Origin of the sequence: Ensifer sp. ENS10 (assembly GCF_014852025.1) — a bacterium.
Lineage (GTDB): Bacteria > Pseudomonadota > Alphaproteobacteria > Rhizobiales > Rhizobiaceae > Ensifer.
The window spans coordinates 1,107,469-1,130,837 of record NZ_JACVAS010000001.1; the positions used below are offsets into that span (position 1 = coordinate 1,107,469).

The window sequence follows — 23,369 nt, forward strand, 5'->3', positions numbered from 1 at the left end:
GAACGCGGAAACCATGCTGGTTTGCACGTATCTATGCCTGCGAGGCCGAGGATCCGGCTTTCCCGCCAGCATTGTAGTATTCCTCATACCAGGCGGCAAAGCGCGCCACGCCTTCTTCCACCGGGATTGAGGGTCTGAAATCTGTCAATGCCTCCAGAAGATCAGGGGAGGCATAGGTGCGCGGCACGTCGCCCTGCTGCATCGGCAGCATGTTGCGCAGTGCCGGTTTGCCGACGGCCTTCTCGACCGTTTCGACGAACGTCATCAGTTCGACCGGCTGGCCGCCGCCGACGTTGACGACACGGAACGGTCCTTGGCGCGACAGCGTGTCCTCGGCCTTCTCGGATGGCACGCGGTTTTCTTCCGCCGGTGCCACGTGCGAGAGCCTGAGGATGCCTTCGACGAGGTCGTCGATATAGGTGAAGTCGCGGCTCATACGGCCTTCGCCATAAATGTCGATCGGCTGCCCCTTGTGGATGGCGTCGACGAACTTGAACAGCGCCATATCAGGCCGGCCCCAGGGACCATAGACCGTGAAGAAGCGGAAGGCGGTGGTTGGAACCTTGTAGAGATGGGCATAGCTATGCGCCATCAGTTCCATCGATTTCTTGGTGGCGGCATAGAGCGTCATCGGCTCGTCGGCGCGATCGGTCTCCGCAAACGGGATCTTCTCGTTGGCGCCGTAGATCGAGGACGTCGAAGCGAGCATCAGGTGCTTCGGGCCGAGTTCCCGCGCCAGTTCCAGGATGTTCCACGAGCCGATGAGGTTGGAATCGACATAGGCCTTGGGATTTTCAAGGCTGTAGCGGACGCCGGCCTGGGCCGCGAGGTGGATGATGACCTCGGGCTCGGCAATCTCCGCCGCATGGTTGAGCGCCGCCCGATCCTCAAGCATGCCGACGACAGCCTTGAAGCCGTTCGAACGCGCCAGGATCTCATGCCGGCGCTGCTTCAGCGTCACGTCGTAATAGGGCGTCATGCCGTCGAAGCCGACCACGAAATGTCCTTCGTCGATCAATCGCTTGGCGAGATGAAAGCCGATGAAGCCCGCGGTGCCGGTGATGAGGTAGCGCACGACCATGTCCCCAGATTGTGTTGTCAGGGCGTTCTTACGAAGAAAGCCGGGCAATGGAAAGTCGAAACCATCACTCCGACGGTTGGTCCAGCCCCTGTTGCAGGGCGGAGAGGACCGACATCGCGTGCCCCGCATATTGGCTGATCCAGCGGTCGTGAATGGCTTGGATCGGCAAAGCGTTCAGGTGGTTCCAGCGCTCGCGGCCCTCGCGGCGAACGAGCACGAGTTCTGCCTCTTCCAGCACCTTCAGATGCTGCATGACGGTGCAGCGATCGAGATTGCCGAATTGTTCGCAGAGCATGCCCGTCGTCTGCGGCGCGTGCTTCATGGCGTCGAGCATCTGGCGGCGCAATCCATTGGCCAAAGCTTTGAAAACGAGATCGTCTTTCGATTCGGTTGACATGTTATGTTTTTATAACATATTCTGTTCGGGCTCAATAGGAGGAACATCAGATGCCCTTCGAATTCCGTGTGAATGGACGGATCGATCGCCCGGTCGCCCAGGTATTCGATGCCGTCGTCAATCCGGATCAGCTCAGTCGCTATTTCGTCACCCTTGGCGGCATCAGCGGGCCGCTGGTCGCCGGGGCTACGGTCAAATGGTGGGGGCAGGTGCCGGTCCAGGTCGAGGCGGTCGAGCAGAACGAGCGGATCGTCTTTCGCTGGGACGCCATGGTCGCCAAGGGCGAGGAGCCCTACCAGACCCGTGTGGAGATGCGTTTCCAGTCGCTGGATGACGGCGCCACTATGGTGACGATCGCCGAAAAGGGATGGCGTGAGAACGGGCAGGGGCAGAAGGGGTCTTATGTCAACTGCGAAGGCTGGTCGCAGATGCTTGCCTGCATGAAGGCCTGGCTCGAATACGGCATCAACCTGCGCCAGGGCTATTACCTCAGCGAACTCTCAGGCAAGCCGGCACTCGAGCCGCAAGCCTGAGCCAGCCGGCGCCCGGCATCCCGCTCCGAATGCGGGCGCGAAATTATCGGCAATCGAAACACAAACAATGAGCCGCGTCGGCAGGCGCCGGGCGGCAATAGGAGATTGCGTCATGACGAAAATTACAGGCGGCATCAATATCGCGGTGAAGGTTCCCTCGCATCAATACGAGGCAGTCGTCGCCTTCTATCGCGACACGGTCGGCCTCGAACCCATCGAAGAAAAGCTGCCGGCCATCGGGTTCAAGCTTGGGCCCAACCAACTCTGGATCGACGAGGCGCCGAACTACAGCCAGGCCGAGGTCTGGCTCGAACTCTTTACCGATGACCATGTGGGCGCGCTTGATCACCTCGCCGCCAGGGGCGTTGTGCGCTGTGATGCCGTGGAAGATCTCGGCGAAGGTTTTCGCGGCGGCTGGATCATGAACCCGGCCAATATCGTGCACATGGTGCGGACGCCGGACGCCTGGTAGGCGCCCGGCATTCCGTCAAGCAGGTATCAGTAGGCCGGCGGCAGGCCGCCGTTCGAAACGCTCGCCATCGGCACGCCGCCGGCCGGTTCGGTCATCGGCGGTTCCGCCTGCAGGACGACGACGCGCGAATCGAGCGGGACGCGGCTGTAGAGATCGATGATATCGGGGTTGAAGAGACGGATGCAGCCGCTCGAGACGGCTTTGCCGACCGACCAGGCCTCGGTCGTGCCGTGGATGCGGAACAGCGTGTCGCGGCTGCCCTGGAAGAGATAGAGCGCGCGCGGCCCGAGCGGGTTGCGCACGCCCGGCTCCATGCCGCCGGCAAGCGGGCCGTAGCGCTCCGGCTCGCGTGCCACCATGTCCTGTGTCGGCGTCCAGCGCGGCCATTCCGCCTTGCGCGCAATGCGCGCCTCGCCCTCGAACTCGAGGCCCGCCTTGCCGACGCCGATTCCGTAGCGCATCGCCATGCCGCCATCCTGGACCAGGTAGAGGAAGCGGTTCTGGGTATCGATCACGATCGTGCCCGGCGGCTCGTGCGTCTGGTAGGCGACCTGCTGGCGCAGATAGCGCTTGTCGACCTTGCTGATGTCGATCGCATCCAGCGGGAACTTTTCGTTGGGTAGCGGCCCGTACATCGCCACATAGTATGGATCCGGTCCCTTCGGCTTGGCTGGCCCCGACGTGGTGACGCAACTGGCGAGCGTCGAGGTGGCGAGAAGAAGGGCGAAGAGCTGCGCCAGGCGGCCGGCGCTGTTCCGGGACACACACATACTGAAATTTTGATCCTGCTGATTGTCATTTTGGGCGGGAGGCACGGCTTTTGCCGCTCTTCCGTTCTAATGTCAAAGACGGCGTCGGGGCGGCGACAGCATGTCGCAAATGAGGCAACCAGTGAGTGTGGCCGAAAGGCGACAATCGGCCGGGTCACGCTGGCTATCGCAACATCGCTTGATCCGCTTTCGACCGCGGGTGTATGCCATATCCATGCAATGGAGCGATCAGGCTATTATTCTCGGCATACGACGGCACGGCGAAAGCTCTGCCATCGTGGAGGTCATGAGCGCCGCCCACGGCCGGCATCTCGGCATGGTGCGCTCGGGCCGCTCGCGCATCATGCAGCCGGTGTTGCAGCCGGGAAATTCGGTGGAAGTCACCTGGCGCGCGCGGCTTGACGAGCATATGGGCGAATTCCGCATCGAGCCGGTGGAACTGCGCGCTGCTCGTTTGATGGAAACGGCAACCTCGGTCTATGGCATCCAGGCGCTCGGAGCACTCCTGCGGCTGCTGCCTGAGCGTGACCCGCATCCGCATCTCTACGAGGCGCTGACTGTCATCGTCGATCATCTCGCCGATCCGGCCGATGCCGGAGAATTGTTCGTGCGCTTCGAGCTCGCGGTTCTCAACGATCTCGGCTTCGGGCTCGATCTGACGGAATGTGTGGCAACCGGCGCCCGCACCGAGCTTGTCTATGTGTCGCCGAAATCGGGCAGGGCGGTTTGCCGCTCGGCCGGGGAGCGTTATGCCGACCGTATGCTGGCGCTGCCGGAATTCCTTTCCGCCGAAGCACGCCGGGCTGCCGATCACGACAGCCTTGCCGCCGCCTTCCGCCTGACCGCCTTCTTCCTCCACCGCCATGTCTATGAGCCGCGCGGCCTCGACGTTTCTTCCGCGCGCGACGGCTTCGTCCATGCGGCACTCAAAGCGCTGAAAGCGCAATCCTCAGCCGCCTGATCCCCAGGAGTTATCAATGTATCAAGAACTTTATCCCGGCATGTCCGTATCCGGCATCGGCGTGCTGTCGCTCGACCGCGTCGCCCGCGACGGCGGCCTCAAAGCGATGCAGGACCTGCTGAGCGGCGAGCTGCCGGCGCCGCCGATGTCGAAGACGCTGAAGTTCGGACTGAGCGAAGTCGAAGAGGGCCGGGTGGTCTTCAAGGGATTTCCGACCGAAGAACATCTCAATCCGCTCGGCACGGTGCATGGCGGATGGACGGCGACGATCATGGACTCGGCGCTCGGCTGCGCGGTTTTCACCACGGTGAAACCCGGCGAGGCCTATACGACGGTCGAATTCAAGGTCAACCTCGTCCGGCCGCTACTGCCGGGCATGGGCGAGGTCTTCTGCGAGGGGCGCATCGTGCATCGCGGCCGAACGATCGCGACTTCGGAAGCCTGGCTTCGCGATGGAAACGGCAAGCTGCTGGCCCACGGCACCGAAACCTGCGCGATCTTCCCGATCGACAATCTGCGGCGTTAAGAAGCAATTTCCAGGAAAAGTGCGAAGCGGTTTTCCGTCCGGAATTGCGTCGCTTCAAATACATTTCCAGGAAAAGTGCGAAGCGGTTTTCCGTCCGGAATTGCGGCGTCAAATAAAACTCCAGAAACAAGAAACGCCGCGCAGTAGCGCGGCGTTCTTCTTTGCGATCGCAGCTTTTGTCAGCCGATACGGCCGCCGCCCTGCTTGGTCACCGCGACGACGGCCGGGCGCACCGGCATGTCATCCCTAAAATCAGGCCAGCGGGTTGCTGGCGTCTCGAAAGTGGCAAGACCGGCGTCGCCCGGGTGCTGGACGGCCAGGAAGAAGGTGTCCGACGTCGGGTTGAAGCAGGGACCGCACATTTCAGCGCCAACCGGCACGCGGAAGAAGAGCTTCGACGTGCCGCGGGCATTGCCGTCCGTGTCGATCGCCCAGATGCCGTCGGTGCGGCCAGTTTCCTTCTGGTTGTTGCCGTCGGTCGAAACCCAGAGGCGGCCGTCGGTGTCGATGGCGCAGTTGTCGGGCATGCCAAACCAGCCGTTCTTGGTGGTCGCCGTCGAGAACGAGGCGCCAACCTCGGCAACGGCGGGATCGCCGCACTTCAGCAGCACGTCCCAGCGGCTCTTGAGCGACGCGAAGTCGCCGTCGGTCTCGGTGATCTCGACGATGTGGCCAAAAGCGTTCTTGGCGCGCGGATTGGCGGCGTCGACTTCTTCTGCCTTGCGCTTGGTGTTGTTGGTCAGCATCACGTAGACCTTGCCCGTCTTCGGGTTCGGCTGAACGTCCTCCGGGCGATCCATCTTGGTGGCACCGAGCGCGTCGGCGGCGAAGCGGGTGTTGATCAGCACGTCCGCCTGCGAGGCGAAGCCGTTGGCTTCGGTCAGCGGGCCTTCGCCGTGGGTAAGCGGCATCCAGGTGACGGTGCCGTCCTCGTCGAACTTGGCGACATAGAGCGTGCCTTCGTCGAAGAGGTCCATGTTGGCGGCGCGATCATCAGGGTTGAAGGCGCCCTTGGTCACGAACTTGTAGACATAGTCGTAACGCTCGTCGTCGCCGGAATAGAGCACGACGCGCCCATCCTTGTTGACGATCGATTCACAGCCTTCGTGCTTGTAGCGGCCGAGTGCGGTGCGCTTCTTCGGTACCGAGGTCGGATCCAGCGCGTCGACCTCGACGATCCAGCCGAAGCGATTGGCTTCGTTCGGTTCCTTGGAGACGTCGAAACGGTCGTAGAAGGAGGCCCATTCGTACTGGCCGCCCGGTGCGCCCAGGCGCTTGAGCTGCTTGTACTCCGGGTGGTCTTCGGCGAGCTCGCCGCCGAAATAGCCGTTGAAGTTTTCTTCGGCCATCATGTAGGTGCCCCAGGCGGTGACCCCGCCGGCGCAATTGTTGATCGTGCCGAACACCTTCTTTCCCGTCGGGTCGGACGGCGTCTTCAGGCGGTCATGACCGGCGGCCGGCCCGGTGATCTGCATCTCGGTGTTGACCGTGATGCGGCGATTGTTCTTGCCGTCGAGAACCGGCTGCCACTTGCCGTCGACCTTGCGGATCTCGATGATCGTGCCGCCATGGGCGGCCATTTCGATGTCGACCAGTTTCTTGGTGTACTCACCGAGAACGACCTTCTCTTCCTCGACTTCCTTGCCGTCCTTCGTCACCTTTTCCTTCACGACGCTGGCGAAGGCCGGGAACATCAGCTCGGCATTGGTATATTCGTGGTTGACGACCAGGAGGCCATGGTCGGCGCTGCCGTCGAGCGGAATGAAGCCGACATAGTCGTTGTTATAGCCGAACAGCTTTTCCTGGGCAGCGGCCGTCTGGTTCTTCGGGTCGAACTCCGGGCTATCCGCGAAGATCTTGTCGCCCCAGCGCAGCAGGATGTCGGCATCGTAACCCTCGGCGACGTGGTGCTTCTCGTCGACGCCGGCTTCGATCTCGGTGAAGTCGAAGCGCGAACCTTCCTCGGCGCGTGCTTCTTGTGCGGTCAGGAGAGCCAGCGGGCTGACCGTCGTCGAAATCGCGGCAACGGCGAGCGAGCCGCCGATGAAGGAGCGGCGCGAGAAACGGCGATGGATGATGTCGCCCATCGTCGGGTTGGTGGAACAGTTGTGGCCAATGTCTTCCAGCTCTTCCCTGCGTTCCGTCAGCGTCTTGAATTCGGTCTCTTCCGTCTGGCCGAGATGCTTGTCCATGATCGGGTCTCCTGGTTGAACGATGGAAACCACCGCGCTGAGACAGCGGTGTTCATCCGCCTGTACCAGTTGCCCGGTGACAGTTCTGCGACATTTCCGTGAAGAGATTACAGCGCTCGGCCGTCTATTGTATGTTTCCTGAAATCCCATTCGATTTCAGGATAAAAACATGCAGCTACAGGGACCTTTGTGCGTCTGATAAGACGCGCGGCGCTGTAGAGATTTGGCGAGCGTACAAAAGTTTGTATGGTTGCGCCGAGCACGCCGGTGCGACCGTCAGGGGTATACATGTTCGAACTCTTTGCTTTTCTTGCCTTTATCCTCGCTCTTTCCGCCTTCGCCGGCGGTCGCAAGACGGCCGAGCGGCTGGGGGCTGAAATCTCCGCGCTGAAGGCCGAGGTCGCAAAGCTGAAGACCTCATCGGGCGAAGGCGTTCAGGCCGAAGCGACGACCGAAGAGCTCGCCGCCGCGCCCGAATCGCCGGTGGAACCGGAGACGGTCGAGGAGACTGCGATCGGCCTGACGGCCGGCGCGCGCGAGGGTGCCCGGATCTTCGGCGAAGTGGAGAAGGCGGCGGAAGACATCGAGGGTGGCGAGACCATTGCCGCCAGCACAGAAGCGCCACAGCCGGTACCGGCTGCGCTCCGTCAGACCGAAAGCCTGGAAAGCCGCCTCGGCGCGCGTTGGGCGGTCTGGGTCGGCGGCATTGCGCTCGCGCTCGGCGGCGTCTTCATGGTCAAATATTCGATTGATGCCGGCCTCCTGAGCCCGGCGGTTCGCCTGACGCTTGCCGCCCTGTTCGGCCTCCTGTTGATGGCCGCAGGGGAGGTCATCCGCAGGCGTGCGGTGCCTGTCATCGCCAATGAATTCCAGAACGCGATGATCCCCGGCATCCTGACTGCGGCCGGTGCCGTCACCCTGTTCGGTGTCGCCTATGCCGCCTATGGCATCTACGGCTATATCGGCACGGGCGCGGCATTCGTTCTGCTGGCCGCGACCTCGCTGGCGACCGTTGGTCTGTCGCTGCTGCATGGGCAGGCGCTCGCCGGCCTCGGTCTGCTTGCCTCGCTCGCAACCCCGGCACTCGTCTCGAGCGACGAACCGCGCCCCTGGGTCCTCTTCGGTTTCCTCTCGGTCGTCTGGCTGGCGACTTTGCTCGCGTCGCGGCTGCGGACTTGGACGGTAGTGCCGACCCTTGCCAACGTCGGCATCGGGCTTTGGGGGCTTGCCTATATCACTGCGGCCTCGCCATTCGAACCGCTGCCGGTCACATTTGCGCTGTTGGTGATGATCGTCGGCATCGGCCTCGTCTGGCCAGGTGCTACGGAAGCTGCTCCCGCGCCCGAAGTGCCTGAGGGTGCGCAGCGGCGCGGCGCCGTTGCCGGACAGTGGGAACGGTTGTTTATCCCGCCGCATGCGGCAATCTCCATTTCCGCGGCCATCGCCGCCACGGTGCTTGCGCTCCTTCTGATCAGCCCGGCGGTTTCCGCGGCGACGTATCCGGTGACGGAGTTTGCCGTTGTCATTGCTGTCCTCGCTGCCTTGGGAGCCTGGCGAGCGACGGCGGTCTATCCCGCCGTACTTTCCGCCGTCGGCGCAGTCGCCGGCGTCTGGAGCCTGACGGCGCTGAGTGGCGTGCTCGCCTATCTCGATCCCTCGCTTGCCGACGCTCTGCCGACGATCGTGCTGCCTGGCCGCACCGCCATGATCACGGCAATGCTGCTTGCGGCGCTGTTCGTGTTGCTCGGCGGCTTCGTGCTATCGCGCCGCCTCGTCACCCATCCGCATTATTCGACCCTTTGGGCCGGCATCGCCGCGGTTGTCCCGATCGCCCTGACGGCGATGTCGTTCCTGATGACCGGCAACTATGCCTTCGATCTGCCGCACGGCCTGTTCTCGCTCTTCGCCGGAGCCGCGCTGCTCGCGTTAGTGGACTGGCTTTACCGCCGCGGCGGCGAGGCGGAGGCGCGCGATATCACGGCTGGATTACTGGTCGCCGGTTCGTTCGCGTTCTTTGTCCTTGCCCTTCATGCCTGGACCGATGGGCTCGTCACCACACTTGCGATTGCCGTGCTCGGAACAGCCTATGCGCTCGCGACACGCATCCGCACCTGGCCGATCCTGCCCTGGATGACCGGTGCTGCGGCTGTGGTCGTTCTCGGGCGCATCGCCTGGGAGCCGACGATCGTCGGTGCTGGCAATCTCGGCACCACGCCTGTCTTCAACGCGCTCCTGCCGGGCTACGGCATTCCCGCCGCGCTCCTCGCCGGCTCCGCCTATTTCCTGAGATCCTGGTCGAACACACGAGTACGCAACCTCCTGCAGGCGCTCGCCAGTCTCTTCGTGCTCTTGACGCTCGCGATCCTCGTGCGTCACGCGATGAACGGCGGCGTGCTCGACAGCGCTGTGCCGACGCTCGGCGAGCAGTCGATCTACACGCTGCTGGCGATCGGCGCCTCGGCGATCTTCATGAGCCTCGACATGAAGTCGCCGAGCCCGGTCTTCCGCTATGGCGGCATGGGCCTCGGCGTACTTTCGATGTTGTCGGTGCTTTCGGCGCATCTCCTCGGCCTCAACCCTTACTTCAGCGGCGAGCTTCTCGGTCATATCCCGTTCTTCGATCTCCTGCTGATCGGCTATCTGCTACCGGGGCTCGGCTATGCGGGGCTGGCCTGGTATGCGCGTGACAAGCGGCCGTTGCCCTATGTCATGGCGCTTGCGGTCAGCGGCGCTGTGCTGGCCTTCGCCTGGGCGAGCCTCACGGTCCGCCGTGCATGGCAGGGGGAAGACATCGCGGATTGGAAGGGTTTCCTGCAGGGGGAGACCTACACCTATTCGGTTGTCTGGCTGCTGCTGGGCGTGTTGCTGCTCGTGCTCGGTTCGCGTTTCCATGCCAAGAGCATTCGCATCGCTTCGGCCGTTCTCGTCTTCGTCGCTGTCCTGAAGGTGTTCCTGATCGACATGTCCAACCTCGAAGGTTTCCTGCGGGCCCTGTCCTTCATCGGCCTTGGCGGGGTATTGATCGGGATAGGGCTCTTCTATCAGAAGATCCTGTCCGGTGTCGGCGTCGCATCGACGGCGCCGACAGATCCTGCCGAACAGCAATAGGACGTCATGACACATATTTCGAAACTGGCGGCAGCCTTCGCGCCGCATGAGGATCTCGCCGCGGTGCTGCTGCCGCATGCCTTTGCCGCCGATGACGGCTCGCATGATGCCGCGCATCTGATCCGCGTCTGGAAGAATGCTGCGCGCATCCACGCGGAGGAGGGCGGCGATACGCGTTCGCTCGCCGCCGCCGTCCTGCTCCATGATTGCGTCTCGGTCGAGAAGAACTCGCCCTTGCGCACCCAGGCATCACGTCTGGCGGCGGAGAAGGCGACCGGCATTCTGCAGAAACTCGGCTGGGGTACGGGAGAGACCGGCGCCGTGGCGCACGCCATCCTGACCCACAGCTTCTCCGCCAACATTGCACCGGAGACGCTGGAGGCGAGGATTCTTCAGGATGCCGACCGGCTGGATGCGATCGGTATGGTCGGCGCCGCCCGCTGCTTCTATATCGCCGGGCGCATGGGCAGCGGTCTCTATGACCCGCTCGATCCGCTGGCGGAGGCAAGGGAACTCGATGACAAGGCGTTCGCCATCGATCATTTCGAGACCAAGCTGTTCCGGTTGGCCGATGGCTTCAAGACCGAAGCTGGCCGCCGATTGGCGGCGGAGCGCGAGGAGCGCCTGCGCGACGTGCTTGCCATGATGCTCGATGAAATCTAATTCTTTCAAGATATTGCCGCTATCCCGTGAATCGGATCGTCAGGCGCTTGAATCTATTTTTGAACATGAAGGAATTGTCCATGAAGGTGACCGGTCTCAACATTCATCCGCTGAAAAGCGGCCGCGCCATCGCCCGTGAGACGGTTACCGTCAACCTCGATGGCGTCGAGGGCGACCGGCGCTTCATGCTGATCGAGCCGGACGGGCGCTTCATCACCCAGCGCGAATTGCAGGCGCTGGCGAAGGTCGAAGCCAGCCACATCGATGGCGGTGTGCATCTTAGGATGGGCGACCGGGAAACCTCGGTACGCTTTGATCCGGATCGCCGGCTGAACGTCCAGGTCTGGGGCAGTGAAGTCGATGCCGCCGTTTCCGACGATACGGCGGATGAGACGCTGTCCGCATGGTTCGGCCGCCCGGTCAAGCTTGCCCACATGGACGCCTCGGCCGAGCGCTTGGTCGGTGCCGAGTGGGCCGGCACCGCAGCGCCTGTCGGCTTTGTCGATGGGTTCCCGGTCCTGATCACGACGACCGGCTCGCTCGCCGATCTCAACCGGACCCTCGCCGAAAAGGGCCAGGAGCCCGTCGGCATGGACCGGTTCCGCACCAACATCCTCGTCGATTGCGACGACGCCTGGGATGAGGATTTCTGGGAAAGCGTCGAGATCGGCGGCATTCGGTTCGATCTCGTCAAGCCCTGCGCCCGCTGCATCATGACGACACAGGATCAGATCACCGGCGAGCGTATTGGCGGCAACCCGATCCAGGGACTGGCCGAAAAGCGCATGTCCTCCGATCGGCGCGTGCCCGGCGTGCTCTTCGGCTGGAACGCGGTGCCGCGCAGCGAAGGCACCCTCAAGCTTGGCGATGAGGTCAAGGTCACCGGCCGGCGCGGTGAACGCTGGCCGATGAAGGTGCGTGCTTCGGCTTAAATCGGACGCAACTCCGGACGGAAAGCCGTTTCACATTCTTCTCGGAATTGCTCCGGGCCGCATCACGCCCAGGGCGTGATTCCGAGAAGCTTGGCGCCGAGATCCGAGAGGCTGGCGGGGGAGGCATTGAGCTTTTCCCATTGGCGCGGGTCGCCGGGAAAGGCGTCACGCTTGGGGTGGTCGAGTTCCCGCCACAGCCGCACCCGTTCCTCGCGCTCGGCGACATTGTCCCATTCCGCCGGATGCATCGAGATATATTGCGCCATCCGCACACGGTCGTCGGAGTGGTTGGGGCGCACACCATGGGCGAGCAGGCTGTTGAAAATCATCAGGTCGCCCGCCTCCATCTCGATGTTAACAGTCGAGAGACCGGCCATGTCGGGGTGCATCGGGTCGCGGTCGGCAGCTTGCGTCTTCTCCCAGCTTTCGAAGTTTTCGAAGAGTTCCGGCACGCATTGGAAGCCGCCGACGTCGCCGTCCTGTTTCTTCAGGCTCAGCACGCCCTGAACGCCGATCGGCAGAGGCCGGATCGAGGTGTCGACATCCCAATGGATGAATCCGTCAGGATTACCCTTCACCTTCTTCGGCGGATTGAGGTTGGCGCGGTCAATCGTCACCCACAGATCCTCGCGATCCCAGATGTCGACGAAGGCGCCGTAGATGCGCGGCTCCTGCCGGTTGTCCCAGAGATACTGGTGATTGTAGATCTCCAGCATGCCGGTGTTGTTGAGTTCCTTCATCTTGTGCTCGCGCCGCTGCGGCGCATACCAGGTCGAAGGATCGCTCGGATCCTTCTCGTCGAAGCGCCAGAGCAGATCGACGAGGCGCTCGACATTGGCCGGCGGCACCGCCTGTCTCACGATGACGTAGCCCTTGCTGACCCAATGCTGCCAGTCCGTTTCCGAAAGCACGCGCAGCGGCAGCCGCTTCTTGATGTCCTTCAGTTGTACCTCGAGATTGGCAGCCGTGGGGTGGCTGTCTCTGAGCGCCTGCATGAATGTCTCCTCGCCTTGAATGTTCGATTGGTCGATGGAGAAAGCCTAGCCTTCTGGTCGAGGCCATGTTGCACGAAGCATGCCAAAATTGATACTATTCTGGCATCGTGAGGCGAAGGCATGCAACATGAAGCCTGTTTTGCAGAAAATACCGCGGGCGACCAATGCTTCGTCGATCCTGCTCGACCGCCGCCTCGACGATTCCATTCCGTTCCAATGGCACCATCATCCGGAGTTCGAACTGACGTTGACGCTCAACTCGCGCGGCCAGCGCTTCATCGGCGACCATATCGGCGCCTATGACGACGGCGATCTCGTGCTCGTCGGTTCCAACCTGCCGCACACCTGGCACTCGTCGGGTAAGATTGACAGTGCCGAACCGCACGTGGCGCTGGTGCTCTGGTTTCATCCGGAATGGGTGGAACGTCTGGACGACGGCTTTGTCGAGCTCACCGGTGTCAAGGCGATGTTCGAGCGATCCGCCCCGGGCTTGCAGTTCACTCCGGAAGTTGCCGCCCGTGTCAGGCCGCTGTTTGAAGGGTTGCGCAGGCTGGCGCCGGAGGAACGGCTGCCTGATGTCCTCTCTCTGCTGACAATCCTGGCGCGTGAGCAACAGGTGGCGCCGTTGTCCAGCCGTGTCGTCACGCCATCGGGCCGATCGGTCGATCGTGGTCGCCTCGACCGTGTGCTCGACCATATCCATCTGCACTACGCCGAGAACCCATCGATGGAGGAACTCGCCGACCTTGCCGCCCTCAGCCTTTCCGGTTTGCATCGCCTGTTCCTGCGCCACCTCAACATGCCGGTCTCGGAGTATCTGATGCGGTTGAGGATCGGCGAAGCCTGCGCGCTCCTCAGCGGCTCGGGACGATCGATCGCCCACATCGCCGAAGCCGTGGGCTATCGCTCGATCGCCAACTTCAATCGGCAGTTCAAGGCGGCCAAGGCCATGACGCCCAGGGAGTTCCGCAACCGATTCCGAAGCGCTGCGTAACTCAGGCATCAATTCCGGTGATCGCGGCGTCAATATAATTGGCTTTTATCTGTTTTAGCCGCCGCCTAGGATGCCGGTCCATCAATCGGAGATATTTCATGTCCGCTGTTTCCGGAGCATCCGCGCCGTCCCATGCTCGTCAGGAGATGCCCTGGCTGATCATCGCGGCTGGTTCGGTCGTTGCGATGCTCACCTTCGGCCCGCGCTCGGCGATGGGCTTCTTCCAGTTGCCGATGCTCGCCGACACCCGCTGGGATCGGACGACTTTCGGCCTCGCCATGGCCTTGCAAAACCTCTGCTGGGGCTTGAGCCAGCCGTTCTTCGGCGCGATCGCCGACCGGTTCGGCACTTGGCGGGTGCTTGCCATGTCTGGCCTTCTCTATGCTGCGGGCCTCATCATCATGGCCTTTGCCAATGCGCCGATCTGGCTGCATATCGGTGGCGGCGTGCTCGTCGGCATGGCGGTCGGCTCCGGCTCCTTCGGCATTCTCCTGTCGGCCTTTGCCCGCAACGTCACGCCGCATCAGCGGTCGCTCGCCTTCGGCATCTGCACGGCGGCGGGCTCTGCCGGTATGTTCCTGTTCGCGCCGTTGAGCCAGGGGCTGATCTCCGCCTATGGCTGGTCGGACAGCCTCGTCTATCTCGGCGTCCTCATGCTGCTGGTGCCGTTCTTCGCGATTCCACTGCGTGGCAATGCCTCCTCCGGTCGCCAGAGCGAGGCGCAATACAAGCAGTCGATCGGCGAGGCGCTGAAGGAGGCGCTTGGCCACAAGAGCTACTTGCTTCTCGTCTCCGGTTTCTTCGTCTGTGGCTATCAGGTCGCCTTCATCACTGCGCATTTTCCGGCCTATATCGGCGATATCGGCATCGACGCGCGCTATGCGGTGATCGCGCTGGCGCTGATCGGCTTCTTCAACATCATCGGCTCGCTGTCTGCGGGTTTCATCGCCCAGCACTACTCGAAGCCCTACTTTCTGGCGCTGATCTATATCGCCCGCTCGGTGGCGGTGACCGCCTTCCTGCTGCTGCCGCAGACGCCGGTCTCCGTCGTCATCTTCGCGATCGTCATGGGCCTGCTCTGGCTTTCGACCGTGCCGCCGACCAACGCGCTGGTCGCGATCATGTTCGGCACGCGGCATCTGGGTCTGCTCGGCGGCATCGTTTTCCTCTCGCACCAGGTGGGTTCGTTCCTGGGTGTATGGATGGGCGGTTACCTCTACGACCACTTCGGTTCCTACGATCCGGTGTGGTGGCTCGGCGTGGTGCTCGGTATCTTCGCGGCGATCGTCCATTGGCCGATCGAGGAGAAGAGCGTGGTGCGGCCGGCGATGGCCTGACCGCATGTGCAAACTGGGGCGCTGCGAAAAACAGCGCTCCATTCTTGAATTCTGTCACAAAACTTTCTAAATCAACCCATGCGGCTTTGCCGCTTTTGTTTTGGTTCAATTATGCTCAGATTGAGCATAATTGAAAAAGCTGCCCGGGAAGAGGGCGGAGAGGAGATCTCGATGACGCGCGTTGTTTCCCGCAAAGAGGCGGTGGCGAACCCGGTTCTTGTCAGCGCTGCCCAGCGCTTTGGTGTCATCGAAAGACCCGAACTTGCCTTCACGCCAGCGGTCGCACGCGAGACGGAACATCTCTACGAGAAGGTGAAGGACTTTATCCCGGCGATCGAGTGGCCGGTCTATGCGCCCTATGTGCACGCCATCAACCGGCTGAAGAAGGAGCGCAATGCCGTCATCCTCGCGCATAACTATCAGACGCCCGACATCTTCCACTGCGTCGCCGATATCGTCGGCGACTCGCTGCAGCTTGCCCGTGACGCCAGCAAAGTCGATGCCGAGATCATCATCCAGTGCGGCGTGCACTTCATGGCCGAAACGTCGAAGCTGTTGAGCCCGGAAAAGACGGTTCTGATCCCGGACGGTAAAGCCGGCTGCTCCTTGTCGGAATCGATCACCGGCGCCGATGTGCGCCTTCTGAAGCAGCGTTACCCCGGCGTTCCTGTCGTCACCTACGTCAACACCTCCGCCGACGTGAAGGCCGAGACCGATATCTGCTGCACCTCGTCCAACGTGCTTGACGTCGTCGAGAGCCTGGAATCCGACACGGTGCTCTGCATCCCCGACGAATATCTGGCGATGAATGTCGCGCGCCAGACCAACAAGAAGATCCTGACCTGGAAGGGCCACTGCGAAGTGCATGAGCGCTTCACCGCTGCCGAGCTGCTCGCTTACAAGGAAGCCAATCCGGGCATCGAGATCATCGGCCATCCGGAATGCCACCCGGATGTGATCGCCGTTTGCGATTTCGCCGGTTCGACGTCGGGCATGATCAACTATGTCAAGGACAACCGCCCGTCGAAGGTCCTGCTCGTCACCGAATGCTCGATGGCGTCGAACATCCAGGCCGAGATCGAGGGCGTCGAGTTCGTCAAGCCCTGCAACCTCTGTCCGCACATGAAGCGCATCACGCTGCCGAAGATCCTCGACAGCCTGCTCAACATGACGGAGGAGGTTCTCGTCGATCCGGCGATCGCCGCCCGCGCCCGCCTTGCGGTCGAACGCATGGTGAACCTCAAGCAGTAGCAATTCCGCCTGGCGGTTCGCCCGGCCTACAGCGCCGCGCGCCTTATAAGGCGCGCAAAGGTCGCTGTAGAATATAGAAACTCTGCATGCGCATTGGAGGAGAATGAAACATGCTGACCGACCACTTCCGCCCGCAATCCTTCAACGGGATTGACGACATCGTCATCGTCGGCGGCGGCCTGGCCGGCCTTTTCTGCGCGCTGAAGCTGAGCCCGAGGCCGGTGACGATCCTGGCTGCCGCGCCCATCGGCCACGGCGCCTCGTCGGCCTGGGCTCAAGGGGGCATCGCCGCGGCCATGAGCCCGGGCGATACCTTCGAGAAACACGTTGCCGACACGCTCGCCGCCGGCGCCGGCATCGTCGACGAGAAGATGACGCGCATGATGGTCGCCGAAGGCCCGGCGCGCATTCACGATCTTCTGGAATATGGCGTGCCCTTCGATCGCGACCTCGAAGGCAAGCTGCTCTTGTCGCGCGAGGCGGCGCATTCCGAGCGCCGCATCGTCCGGGTCAAGGGCGACATGGCCGGCAAGGCAATCATGGAAGCGTTGATTGCCGCGGTGCGCAAGACGCCTTCGATCCGCGTGATCGAGGGTTACGTCGTGGAGGAACTGGTTCGCGAGGGCCGGTTCATCTCCGGCGTCATCGCGCGACCGGATGCGGGACAGTCGAAGAAGCGCGTCTCGTTCCCGGCGCGTGCCGTCGTACTTTGCTCCGGCGGCGTCGGTCATCTCTATGCGGTCACCACCAACCCTTGGGAAGCCTGCGGGCAGGGGGTCGGCATGGCAGCGCGCGCCGGCGCGATCATCGCCGATCCGGAGTTCGTGCAGTTCCACCCGACCGCGATCAATATCGGCAAGGATCCGGCGCCGCTAGCGACCGAGGCGCTGCGCGGTGACGGTGCCCACCTCCTGAATGCAGCCGGCCATCGCTTCATGCTCGACATTCACCCCGACGGCGAGCTTGCGCCGCGCGACATCGTTTCGCGCGGGGTCTTCGCCGAGGTCCAGGCCGGGCGTGGCGCCTTCCTCGATTGCACCAAGGCGATCGGCAAGCACTTCCCCGACATGTTCCCGACGGTCTATGCCTCGTGCACCGCGGCCGGCATCGATCCGGTGACCCAGCCGATCCCTGTCGTGCCCGCGGTCCACTACCATATGGGCGGCGTGCTGACGGACGCGGAGGGCCGCACCTCGATCGATGGCCTCTGGGCCGCCGGCGAAGTCACCTCGACAGGCGTGCATGGCGCCAACCGCCTTGCCTCCAACTCGCTGCTCGAAGCCGTCGTCTTTGCGGCCCGTATCGCCGAAAACATCAAGGGCACGCTGCCGACGCCGCAGCTCACCGAGTGGGGCGACAATGCCGGCGAGAATGACGATCCGGTGACCGTCGAGGATAGCCCGCAGCTCAAGGTTCTGCGCCAGGTGATGAGCGATTGCGTCGGTGTGATCCGCACGCGCGAAAGCCTGCTGAAGGCAATCCGAGAGATCGCGGTGCTCGAGCGCGAAAATTCGCGCATGCGCTTTACCAACATCATCACCACAGCCAAGCTGATCACCGTCGGTGCGCTACGCCGCACGGAAAGCCGCGGCGGCCACTTCCGCGCCGATTGCCCGGCGGAGCGGCCGGAATGGCGCCGACGCACCTACCTGACGCTCGCCGAAGCCAATCGCCTTTCAAAGGAATTGGCTGAAACGGAACCGGCGTGATCCGGCACTCCGCCACTCGCATGTGACTGAAGCTCAAGGACCGCCAGCAGATGACCGCAGCCTTCCGCCCCGAACTGCCCGCACTGATGATCGAGGACCAGGTGCGCGCCGCACTGCTTGAGGACCTCGGCCGCGCCGGCGACATTACCACGCAGTCGACGATCGGACCGGAGCTGACGGCAACGGCCGGCATGAATGCCCGCGACCCCGGCGTCGTCGCCGGGCTCGATCTCGCGCGCGCCGCCTTCCGTCTGGTCGACCCGTCGATCGGTTTCGAGGCGTTGGTGGCGGATGGGGACCGGGTGGCGCCGGGCACGGCAATCGCCCGCATCTCCGGCCGTGCCCGCGGCCTGCTATCGGCCGAGCGGGTGGGCCTGAATTTCCTTATGCATCTCTCGGGTATTGCGACCTATACGGCGAAATTCGCCGACGAGATCGCCCATACGCGTGCGAAGGTTTGCTGTACCCGCAAGACCATCCCGGGGCTGCGCGCACTCGAGAAATATGCCGTGCGTCTCGGCGGTGGCTCCAACCACCGCTACGGGCTCGACGACGCGGTGTTGATCAAGGATAACCACATCGCCGTTTCCGGCGGTGTCGCCAGCGCCATCCACGCGGCGCGGGCCTATTGCGGCCATCTCGTCAAGATCGAGGTCGAGGTCGATGGTCTCGACCAGATGCGCGAGGCGCTGACCGCCCAGCCCGACGTCATCCTGCTCGACAATATGGGCCCGGAGCTGCTGCGCGAAGCCGTCGCCGTCAACCAGGCATTCTGGCAGCTCTCCACCGACGCCTACGCGCTCGACGCCCGCCGCACCCGGCTCGAGGCCTCCGGCAACGTCAAGATCGATACTGTGCGCGCGATTGCCGAAAGCGGCATCGACTACATCTCGACTTCAAAGATCACCATGGCCGCTCCAACGCTCGACATTGGCCTCGATGTGGTGATCAACCGGTAACGAGCAGTTCAACTACAGCGCCGCGCGTCTTACCAGACGCGCAAAGGTCGCTGTAGCACTTTGATTTTCTGCATGTCTTGGACCTTAAATCGAGGTCGATTTAAGGAGACACCCAGTAGCGTTATCGCTGCATGATGAACGGGCAGGCGAAGCGCTCGCCGACGGTGATCTGCGTGCCGCAATCGTAGCGGCAGGTCTTGAACTGCCCGTTCGAATCCTGGCTGTTGAGATTGCAGATCGTGGTCTGCGGCTGCATGCCGCCGCCCTGCTGGTTCTTGAAGTAGTCGGGCATCTTCGGCTTCTCGTCGATACCCGACTGGGGCGAGGTGCCGAGCAGCGACGTCAGCAGGGTCAGTGCGAGCAGCATGGTTGTCACCTCCGTCATGAGCAGCGCGGAAGCTGGACCCATTCGCACCGCGATGGACGCGTCCTGTACCCGCGTCATGGCCTAGAATGTAGTGCGATTTTCGCGATCTGTTAGACGTAGCGCCGATTTTCCGCGGCCGGCATCCGCAATCATCGCCCGCCAACCTTGAGGCCCGGGGCAGGGCGCTCGTCGAGGATCTGGCGGCGGAAGCGGAAGAGGGCGGCCGGGCGCCCACCGGTCGAAGACAGTGTCATGCCTGTCGGTTCCACCAGCTCCGCACCTTCGACGAGGCGGCGGAAATTCTGCTTGTGCAGGTGACGGCCGGAGATCGCTTCGACGGTCGCCTGCAGGTCGGTCAGCGTGAACTCCGGCGGCATCAGTTCGAAGACGACAGGGCGATATTTGAGCTTGCCGCGCAACCTCGCGATCGCTGTCGCGACGATGCGGCGATGGTCATGGCGCATGGCCTGTCCGACGGTCAGAACGTCGTGGCCGTTGCCGTGGCCGTCGAGCACAGCTTCGGGCACGAGCCCGGCCTCGTAGAGCAGCTCGTAGCGCTCCAGCACCCGCTCCTCGTCCCAGGGAAAATCGTCGAGACCAAATGCCAGGCGAATGCGTGCCCGGCGGCGGGCGATCCGGGCGGCCTGTTCTTCGCCGGTGGCGCCAGTCTCCCAGCGGGCAAGCCCCGGCAGGATCGCCTGATCGAGGACCGGTGGGCGGCCCTGCCGCCAGTCTTCCCAAGGCAGGTAGCCGTACCAGTCGCGCCAGTGCGCGCCGGCTTCGGCGAGCCGCTCGGTGTTTTCGGCGTCGGTCCTGGTTAGCGCCAGATAGCCGACCGAGACCATGTGTTTGCCTTCTTCGCCCGGAAGCCGCTGCCGGCCGCGATCACCGAAGGTGTAGAGCTGTTCGATATAGCCGAGTTTCAGCGCCGTACGCTTTTCGACGCGATCGCGCAGGCTCGTCTCAAAGGTCCGATGCAGCGCCGGATCAAAGGGGCCGAAGGGCAGGCTGTCTCGCGCGTCGCCGTCGGTTTCGCTGACGGCAAGGATCCGAGGACTGCGCTGGACGACGGCGACGATCGCCGCATTGAGGCCGATTTCGACCGTCGTCGGCTGCGTTTCAGTCGGCAACGGCTGCCCCCTCGGCAAGGAGCGGCAGGACAAAGGGTGCGTTACCATCGGTGTCCGCACCTCGGCCGATCCCGCGCACGGCGGCCATGAGCCGCCCGTTACGCTGGAGCACCGTATCACCGATCTCGATAAGCCGGCTGTTTGGCGTTGCGAAGGGCGAGGCGCGCCGCAGGCGCTGAACCAATTCTGCGTCATCCTGGTCCGGCTCGGCGGCAAGGGCCGCGATAAGCGCCGCTGCCGGCGAACGCGAAACGCCCATCCAGCAATGGACGAGCAACGGCCGCGCGCGATCCCATTCGCGCGCAAAGGCGACGATCTGCCGGACATGCTCTTCCTGCGGCGCGATGAGGTCGCCGGTGCCGGCAAAGGTGATGTCGTTCATGCCGAGCGTCAGGTGCCGCGCCTTGGCGATGACCCCGGGGCGATGAAAGTCCTGGCCCTTGGCGACAAGGCTGATCATCTCGGTGCAGCCATGGCGAACGGCCATTTCGGCGATGCGGGCGAGTGGCGAAACGACGATCTCCGGCATGTCAGATTTCCGCGCGCGCCGGCAGGCGCTCTGCTTCCAGAACCTGGAACCGTTCCGTGAACAGCCGCTGCGCTTCGACGGCCGGCAAAGGATCGATCAGCAGCGTTTCGCGGGTAATGCCGCGTGGCTGGCCGAAGAACTTGCGCGCCTCTTCGACCGAGAAGCCCGCAAGCACGGTCGCTTCGAAATAGGCGGCGACGTGGTCGGCCTTCTTGATGCGATCCTTCAATTCCTTGGAGCATTGCGCTGGCAGGCCGAAGCGCAGGTGAATGGCGCTTTCCAGCCGCTTTTCCACCGACTTGTAGCCGCCGCCGACCACGGCCTTGAACGGCGAGATCATGTCACCGATCACATATTCCGGCGCGTCATGCAGCAGGGCCAGCAGGCAGTCGTCGGTGCTGCATTTGTTGCTGCGGCGAAAGATGTCCTCGACCATCAGGCTGTGCTGCGCCACCGAGAAGGCGTGGTCGCCGGCCGTCTGGCCGTTCCAGCGGGCAACGCGCGCGAGCCCATGGGCGATGTCGCCGATTTCGACGTCGAGCGGCGACGGATCGAGCAGGTCCAGCCGGCGGCCGGAGAGCATGCGTTGCCAGGCGCGAGTCGACGTCACGCGCTTGCCTCGTCGGCGCTCGTCGGGAAGGTGAGCCCGGTCCATTCGGGCAGGACCATGGTCACCGGTACGTCACCGGCAAGCAACTGGACATCGTTCGCCATGGCTTCGCCGGCCTTGTCGATGCGCACAATCGCGAGTGCCGACTTGCCTTGAACCGTACCCAGCGTGCCGATGGACTTATCGTTCGCAGTAATCGTCGTTCCCGTCGGGGGAAGCGCGGTCTGCGCAGAGACGATCACGACCCGGCGGCGCGGCATGCCGCGGTGCTGCATCCGCGACACCACTTCCTGGCCGACGTAGCATCCCTTCTTGAAGGAAAGGCCGCCGTTCTTGTCGAGGAGAACATCATGCGGAAAAGCATCCTGCGCCACATAATCAGTGCCGGCACGCGCGACGCCCGCTGCGATTCGAAGCCGCTCGAGTTCGTCGACACCCGCCGTGTCGCCGGCTGCATCGCCATAGGCGCGGAAGAGTGCGACGCCGGCTTTCTCGAAGCGGTGATCCCGATAAGCCCCCTCAGGCGGGGCCTCGTCAAATATCACGGTGACGACCGCGGACGCATCGATCGAAAGGTCGACCGCCGAGCGAAGCTTGTACATCGTCAGGCGCTTCAGCAGTGCTTCCGCCTGGTCGCGCGCGGTCTCCAGCCTAAGGCCGTCGCCGTCACGGGAGATCATGAAGTCGAACAGGATCTTGCCCTGCGGCGTCAGCAAGGCGCCGGGACGCGATTCATCGGGCGCCAGCGCATCGAGGTCGGTGGTGATCAATCCCTGGAGGAGATCTTCGGCGTCCTTGCCGGAGACGGCGACAATCGCGCGGTCGTCGAGGCGAACTCTGGGCATCGTTCGAATCCTGCTCGGCGGGTGGGAACCCGCTCAACCTAGAGCATTTCCAGCAAAAGTATGTAACGGTTTTGTGCCCGGAAATGCGTACAACAAACACCGATCACGTCGCGATCCGGGTCGACTCGACCTGGTACCATCGTGATCTCTTGGCGAAGAGGTAGGATGTTCGGAGAGGATCGGCAAGCTCGGTCGCCCGCGGTCAGTCGCCGGCGATGAAGAATTTCCACTTTCCGTCCGGCATGATGCCGACGCGGTAGAAGTTGTAGCTGCCGAACTCTTCCATGTCTGCAAAGTCCCCTGCGGTGACCAGGCGGAACAGATCGACCTTTTCCGGTGCCGTGAGCGTCGAGAGCTTCTTCTCGGCGAAATAGGGCCAGACATAGGCCTCCTGCGGCGTGCCCTTGTCCACCAGCACGAAACCGGTCGATAGAACGTCGAGCAGGATTGCCAGGATTTCGACACCCTCTTGATCGCCCGAAAGTCCCTTGAGAATCGCGACCGGGTCCTCGTCGCCGGTGACGCCGGTGACCTGGGTTTGGGTCGGGCCCTTGCCGAGCAACGGGCGCAGGCGCTCGATATCGCCGGAAGCCGCCGCTTCGACGATCAGTTCACGCATCCGGGCAACAGGCGCCGGAATCTTGGAAACGTCTGTCAGAACCTCGACAGGCCCGGCCGTCTCAGGCTCTTCGGCCGCGGGGGCCTCGTCCTTGGTGGCCGTCGCTGACTTGTTGATCAGCGGATCGGGCATCGGGATTTCGAGCGGAAGCTTCTCTTCTTCTTCCGGCTCCTCCGCGACAGGTTCGGCCACAGGCGGCGCCGCCTTCTGGTCGCCGGTAGCGGGCTGTTCGGTGGGAACGGGTTGCGGCGCGCCCTGCAATTCGCTGAGAGCAAAGGCCGGGGAGAACGCTGCCGGGGTGCTCAAGGCGACACCGGCCAAAAGCAGCGTGGCGAGGCGAACCGGAAGGGTCCGGTTTGCAAGATTCCGAATCATCGGGCAGTCCTGAT

At 63.1% G+C, this 23,369-nt stretch carries 23 protein-coding genes; 12 read left to right on the forward strand and 11 right to left on the reverse strand.

Going from position 1 to position 23,369, the window contains the following annotated elements:
* Nucleotides 1–31: 31 nt before the first annotated feature.
* On the reverse strand, nt 32–1,075 hold the full coding sequence (locus IB265_RS05365) for an NAD-dependent epimerase (RefSeq protein WP_057252909.1): 1,044 nt from the start codon (nt 1,073–1,075) through the stop codon (nt 32–34).
* 70 nt (nt 1,076–1,145) lie between these two features.
* Nucleotides 1,146–1,478: a helix-turn-helix transcriptional regulator gene (locus IB265_RS05370; RefSeq protein ID WP_057252795.1), complete on the reverse strand. Its 333-nt coding sequence runs from the start codon at nt 1,476–1,478 to the stop codon at nt 1,146–1,148.
* 50 nt (nt 1,479–1,528) lie between these two features.
* Between IB265_RS05370 and IB265_RS05375 the strand changes: the two genes are divergently transcribed.
* Together IB265_RS05375 and IB265_RS05380 are read left to right on the forward strand one after the other, a co-directional pair.
* Nucleotides 1,529–2,011: an SRPBCC domain-containing protein gene (locus tag IB265_RS05375; protein WP_057252794.1), complete on the forward strand. Its 483-nt coding sequence runs from the start codon at nt 1,529–1,531 to the stop codon at nt 2,009–2,011.
* A gap of 112 nt (nt 2,012–2,123) precedes the next feature.
* The gene (locus IB265_RS05380; RefSeq protein WP_057252792.1) at nt 2,124–2,483 is read left to right on the forward strand and encodes a hypothetical protein; all 360 of its coding nucleotides are present in this window, start codon (nt 2,124–2,126) and stop codon (nt 2,481–2,483) included.
* Nucleotides 2,484–2,509: 26 nt separating this feature from the next.
* Here IB265_RS05380 and IB265_RS05385 read toward each other — a convergent pair whose 3' ends face one another.
* Nucleotides 2,510–3,253 (reverse strand): L,D-transpeptidase, encoded by a 744-nt coding sequence (locus IB265_RS05385; protein WP_057252790.1) that lies wholly within the window; start codon nt 3,251–3,253, stop codon nt 2,510–2,512.
* A gap of 214 nt (nt 3,254–3,467) precedes the next feature.
* On the opposite strand from IB265_RS05385, the gene recO reads away from it, so the two are divergent.
* Together recO and IB265_RS05395 are read left to right on the forward strand one after the other, a co-directional pair.
* Nucleotides 3,468–4,214: a DNA repair protein RecO gene (gene recO, locus IB265_RS05390; protein WP_057252789.1), complete on the forward strand. Its 747-nt coding sequence runs from the start codon at nt 3,468–3,470 to the stop codon at nt 4,212–4,214.
* Nucleotides 4,215–4,230: 16 nt separating this feature from the next.
* On the forward strand, nt 4,231–4,740 hold the full coding sequence (locus tag IB265_RS05395) for a PaaI family thioesterase (protein ID WP_057252787.1): 510 nt from the start codon (nt 4,231–4,233) through the stop codon (nt 4,738–4,740).
* Between the two features lie 179 nt (nt 4,741–4,919).
* On the opposite strand, the gene IB265_RS05400 is transcribed toward IB265_RS05395, so the two are convergent.
* The gene (locus tag IB265_RS05400; RefSeq protein ID WP_057252785.1) at nt 4,920–6,932 is read right to left on the reverse strand and encodes a PhoX family phosphatase; all 2,013 of its coding nucleotides are present in this window, start codon (nt 6,930–6,932) and stop codon (nt 4,920–4,922) included.
* A gap of 288 nt (nt 6,933–7,220) precedes the next feature.
* Between IB265_RS05400 and IB265_RS05405 the strand changes: the two genes are divergently transcribed.
* The 3 genes from IB265_RS05405 (at nt 7,221) to IB265_RS05415 (ending at nt 11,635) form a co-directional block, all read left to right on the forward strand.
* A complete protein-coding gene (locus IB265_RS05405; RefSeq protein ID WP_057252783.1) occupies nt 7,221–10,040 on the forward strand; it encodes a DUF2339 domain-containing protein in 2,820 nt (939 codons plus the stop codon).
* A 6-nt stretch (nt 10,041–10,046) separates the two neighbouring features.
* On the forward strand, nt 10,047–10,703 hold the full coding sequence (locus IB265_RS05410) for an HD domain-containing protein (protein ID WP_192494645.1): 657 nt from the start codon (nt 10,047–10,049) through the stop codon (nt 10,701–10,703).
* Between the two features lie 80 nt (nt 10,704–10,783).
* Nucleotides 10,784–11,635 carry an MOSC domain-containing protein gene (locus IB265_RS05415; protein ID WP_192494646.1) on the forward strand — a complete coding sequence of 284 codons (852 nt, stop codon included), beginning with the start codon at nt 10,784–10,786 and terminating at the stop codon, nt 11,633–11,635.
* A 62-nt stretch (nt 11,636–11,697) separates the two neighbouring features.
* On the opposite strand, the gene IB265_RS05420 is transcribed toward IB265_RS05415, so the two are convergent.
* Nucleotides 11,698–12,630 carry a phytanoyl-CoA dioxygenase family protein gene (locus IB265_RS05420; protein WP_057252777.1) on the reverse strand — a complete coding sequence of 311 codons (933 nt, stop codon included), beginning with the start codon at nt 12,628–12,630 and terminating at the stop codon, nt 11,698–11,700.
* Nucleotides 12,631–12,757: 127 nt separating this feature from the next.
* Between IB265_RS05420 and IB265_RS05425 the strand changes: the two genes are divergently transcribed.
* The 5 genes from IB265_RS05425 to nadC all read left to right on the forward strand — a co-directional run bounded on the left by IB265_RS05425 (nt 12,758) and on the right by nadC (nt 18,880).
* Nucleotides 12,758–13,624: an AraC family transcriptional regulator gene (locus IB265_RS05425; RefSeq protein ID WP_057252775.1), complete on the forward strand. Its 867-nt coding sequence runs from the start codon at nt 12,758–12,760 to the stop codon at nt 13,622–13,624.
* 98 nt (nt 13,625–13,722) lie between these two features.
* Complete coding sequence (locus IB265_RS05430) at nt 13,723–14,961, forward strand: MFS transporter (RefSeq protein WP_058320254.1); 1,239 nt, start codon at nt 13,723–13,725, stop codon at nt 14,959–14,961.
* A gap of 171 nt (nt 14,962–15,132) precedes the next feature.
* A complete protein-coding gene (gene nadA, locus IB265_RS05435) occupies nt 15,133–16,212 on the forward strand; it encodes a quinolinate synthase NadA (protein WP_057252773.1) in 1,080 nt (359 codons plus the stop codon).
* Nucleotides 16,213–16,322: 110 nt separating this feature from the next.
* On the forward strand, nt 16,323–17,921 hold the full coding sequence (locus tag IB265_RS05440; protein ID WP_057252771.1) for an L-aspartate oxidase: 1,599 nt from the start codon (nt 16,323–16,325) through the stop codon (nt 17,919–17,921).
* A gap of 50 nt (nt 17,922–17,971) precedes the next feature.
* Nucleotides 17,972–18,880, forward strand: a complete 909-nt coding sequence (gene nadC, locus IB265_RS05445) for a carboxylating nicotinate-nucleotide diphosphorylase (RefSeq protein WP_057252769.1) — start codon at nt 17,972–17,974, stop codon at nt 18,878–18,880.
* Nucleotides 18,881–19,001: 121 nt separating this feature from the next.
* On the opposite strand, the gene IB265_RS05450 is transcribed toward nadC, so the two are convergent.
* From IB265_RS05450 to IB265_RS05475, 6 genes are all read right to left on the reverse strand, one after another.
* Nucleotides 19,002–19,247, reverse strand: a complete 246-nt coding sequence (locus IB265_RS05450; protein WP_058320251.1) for a hypothetical protein — start codon at nt 19,245–19,247, stop codon at nt 19,002–19,004.
* Nucleotides 19,248–19,396: 149 nt separating this feature from the next.
* Entirely contained in the window at nt 19,397–20,425 is a 1,029-nt protein-coding gene (locus IB265_RS05455; RefSeq protein ID WP_057252765.1) for a hypothetical protein, read from the reverse strand.
* Entirely contained in the window at nt 20,367–20,906 is a 540-nt protein-coding gene (locus IB265_RS05460; RefSeq protein WP_057252763.1) for a tyrosine phosphatase family protein, read from the reverse strand. Before IB265_RS05460 ends, IB265_RS05455 begins: the two co-directional genes overlap by 59 nt.
* Before the next feature lies 1 nt (nt 20,907).
* Nucleotides 20,908–21,516 carry a YfbR-like 5'-deoxynucleotidase gene (locus tag IB265_RS05465; RefSeq protein WP_057252762.1) on the reverse strand — a complete coding sequence of 203 codons (609 nt, stop codon included), beginning with the start codon at nt 21,514–21,516 and terminating at the stop codon, nt 20,908–20,910.
* Nucleotides 21,513–22,361: a folate-binding protein YgfZ gene (locus IB265_RS05470; protein WP_057252761.1), complete on the reverse strand. Its 849-nt coding sequence runs from the start codon at nt 22,359–22,361 to the stop codon at nt 21,513–21,515. The genes IB265_RS05465 and IB265_RS05470 overlap by 4 nt, the downstream gene beginning before the upstream one ends.
* Nucleotides 22,362–22,563: 202 nt before the next feature.
* Nucleotides 22,564–23,355 (reverse strand): hypothetical protein, encoded by a 792-nt coding sequence (locus IB265_RS05475; protein WP_057252759.1) that lies wholly within the window; start codon nt 23,353–23,355, stop codon nt 22,564–22,566.
* Nucleotides 23,356–23,369: the final 14 nt, after the last annotated feature.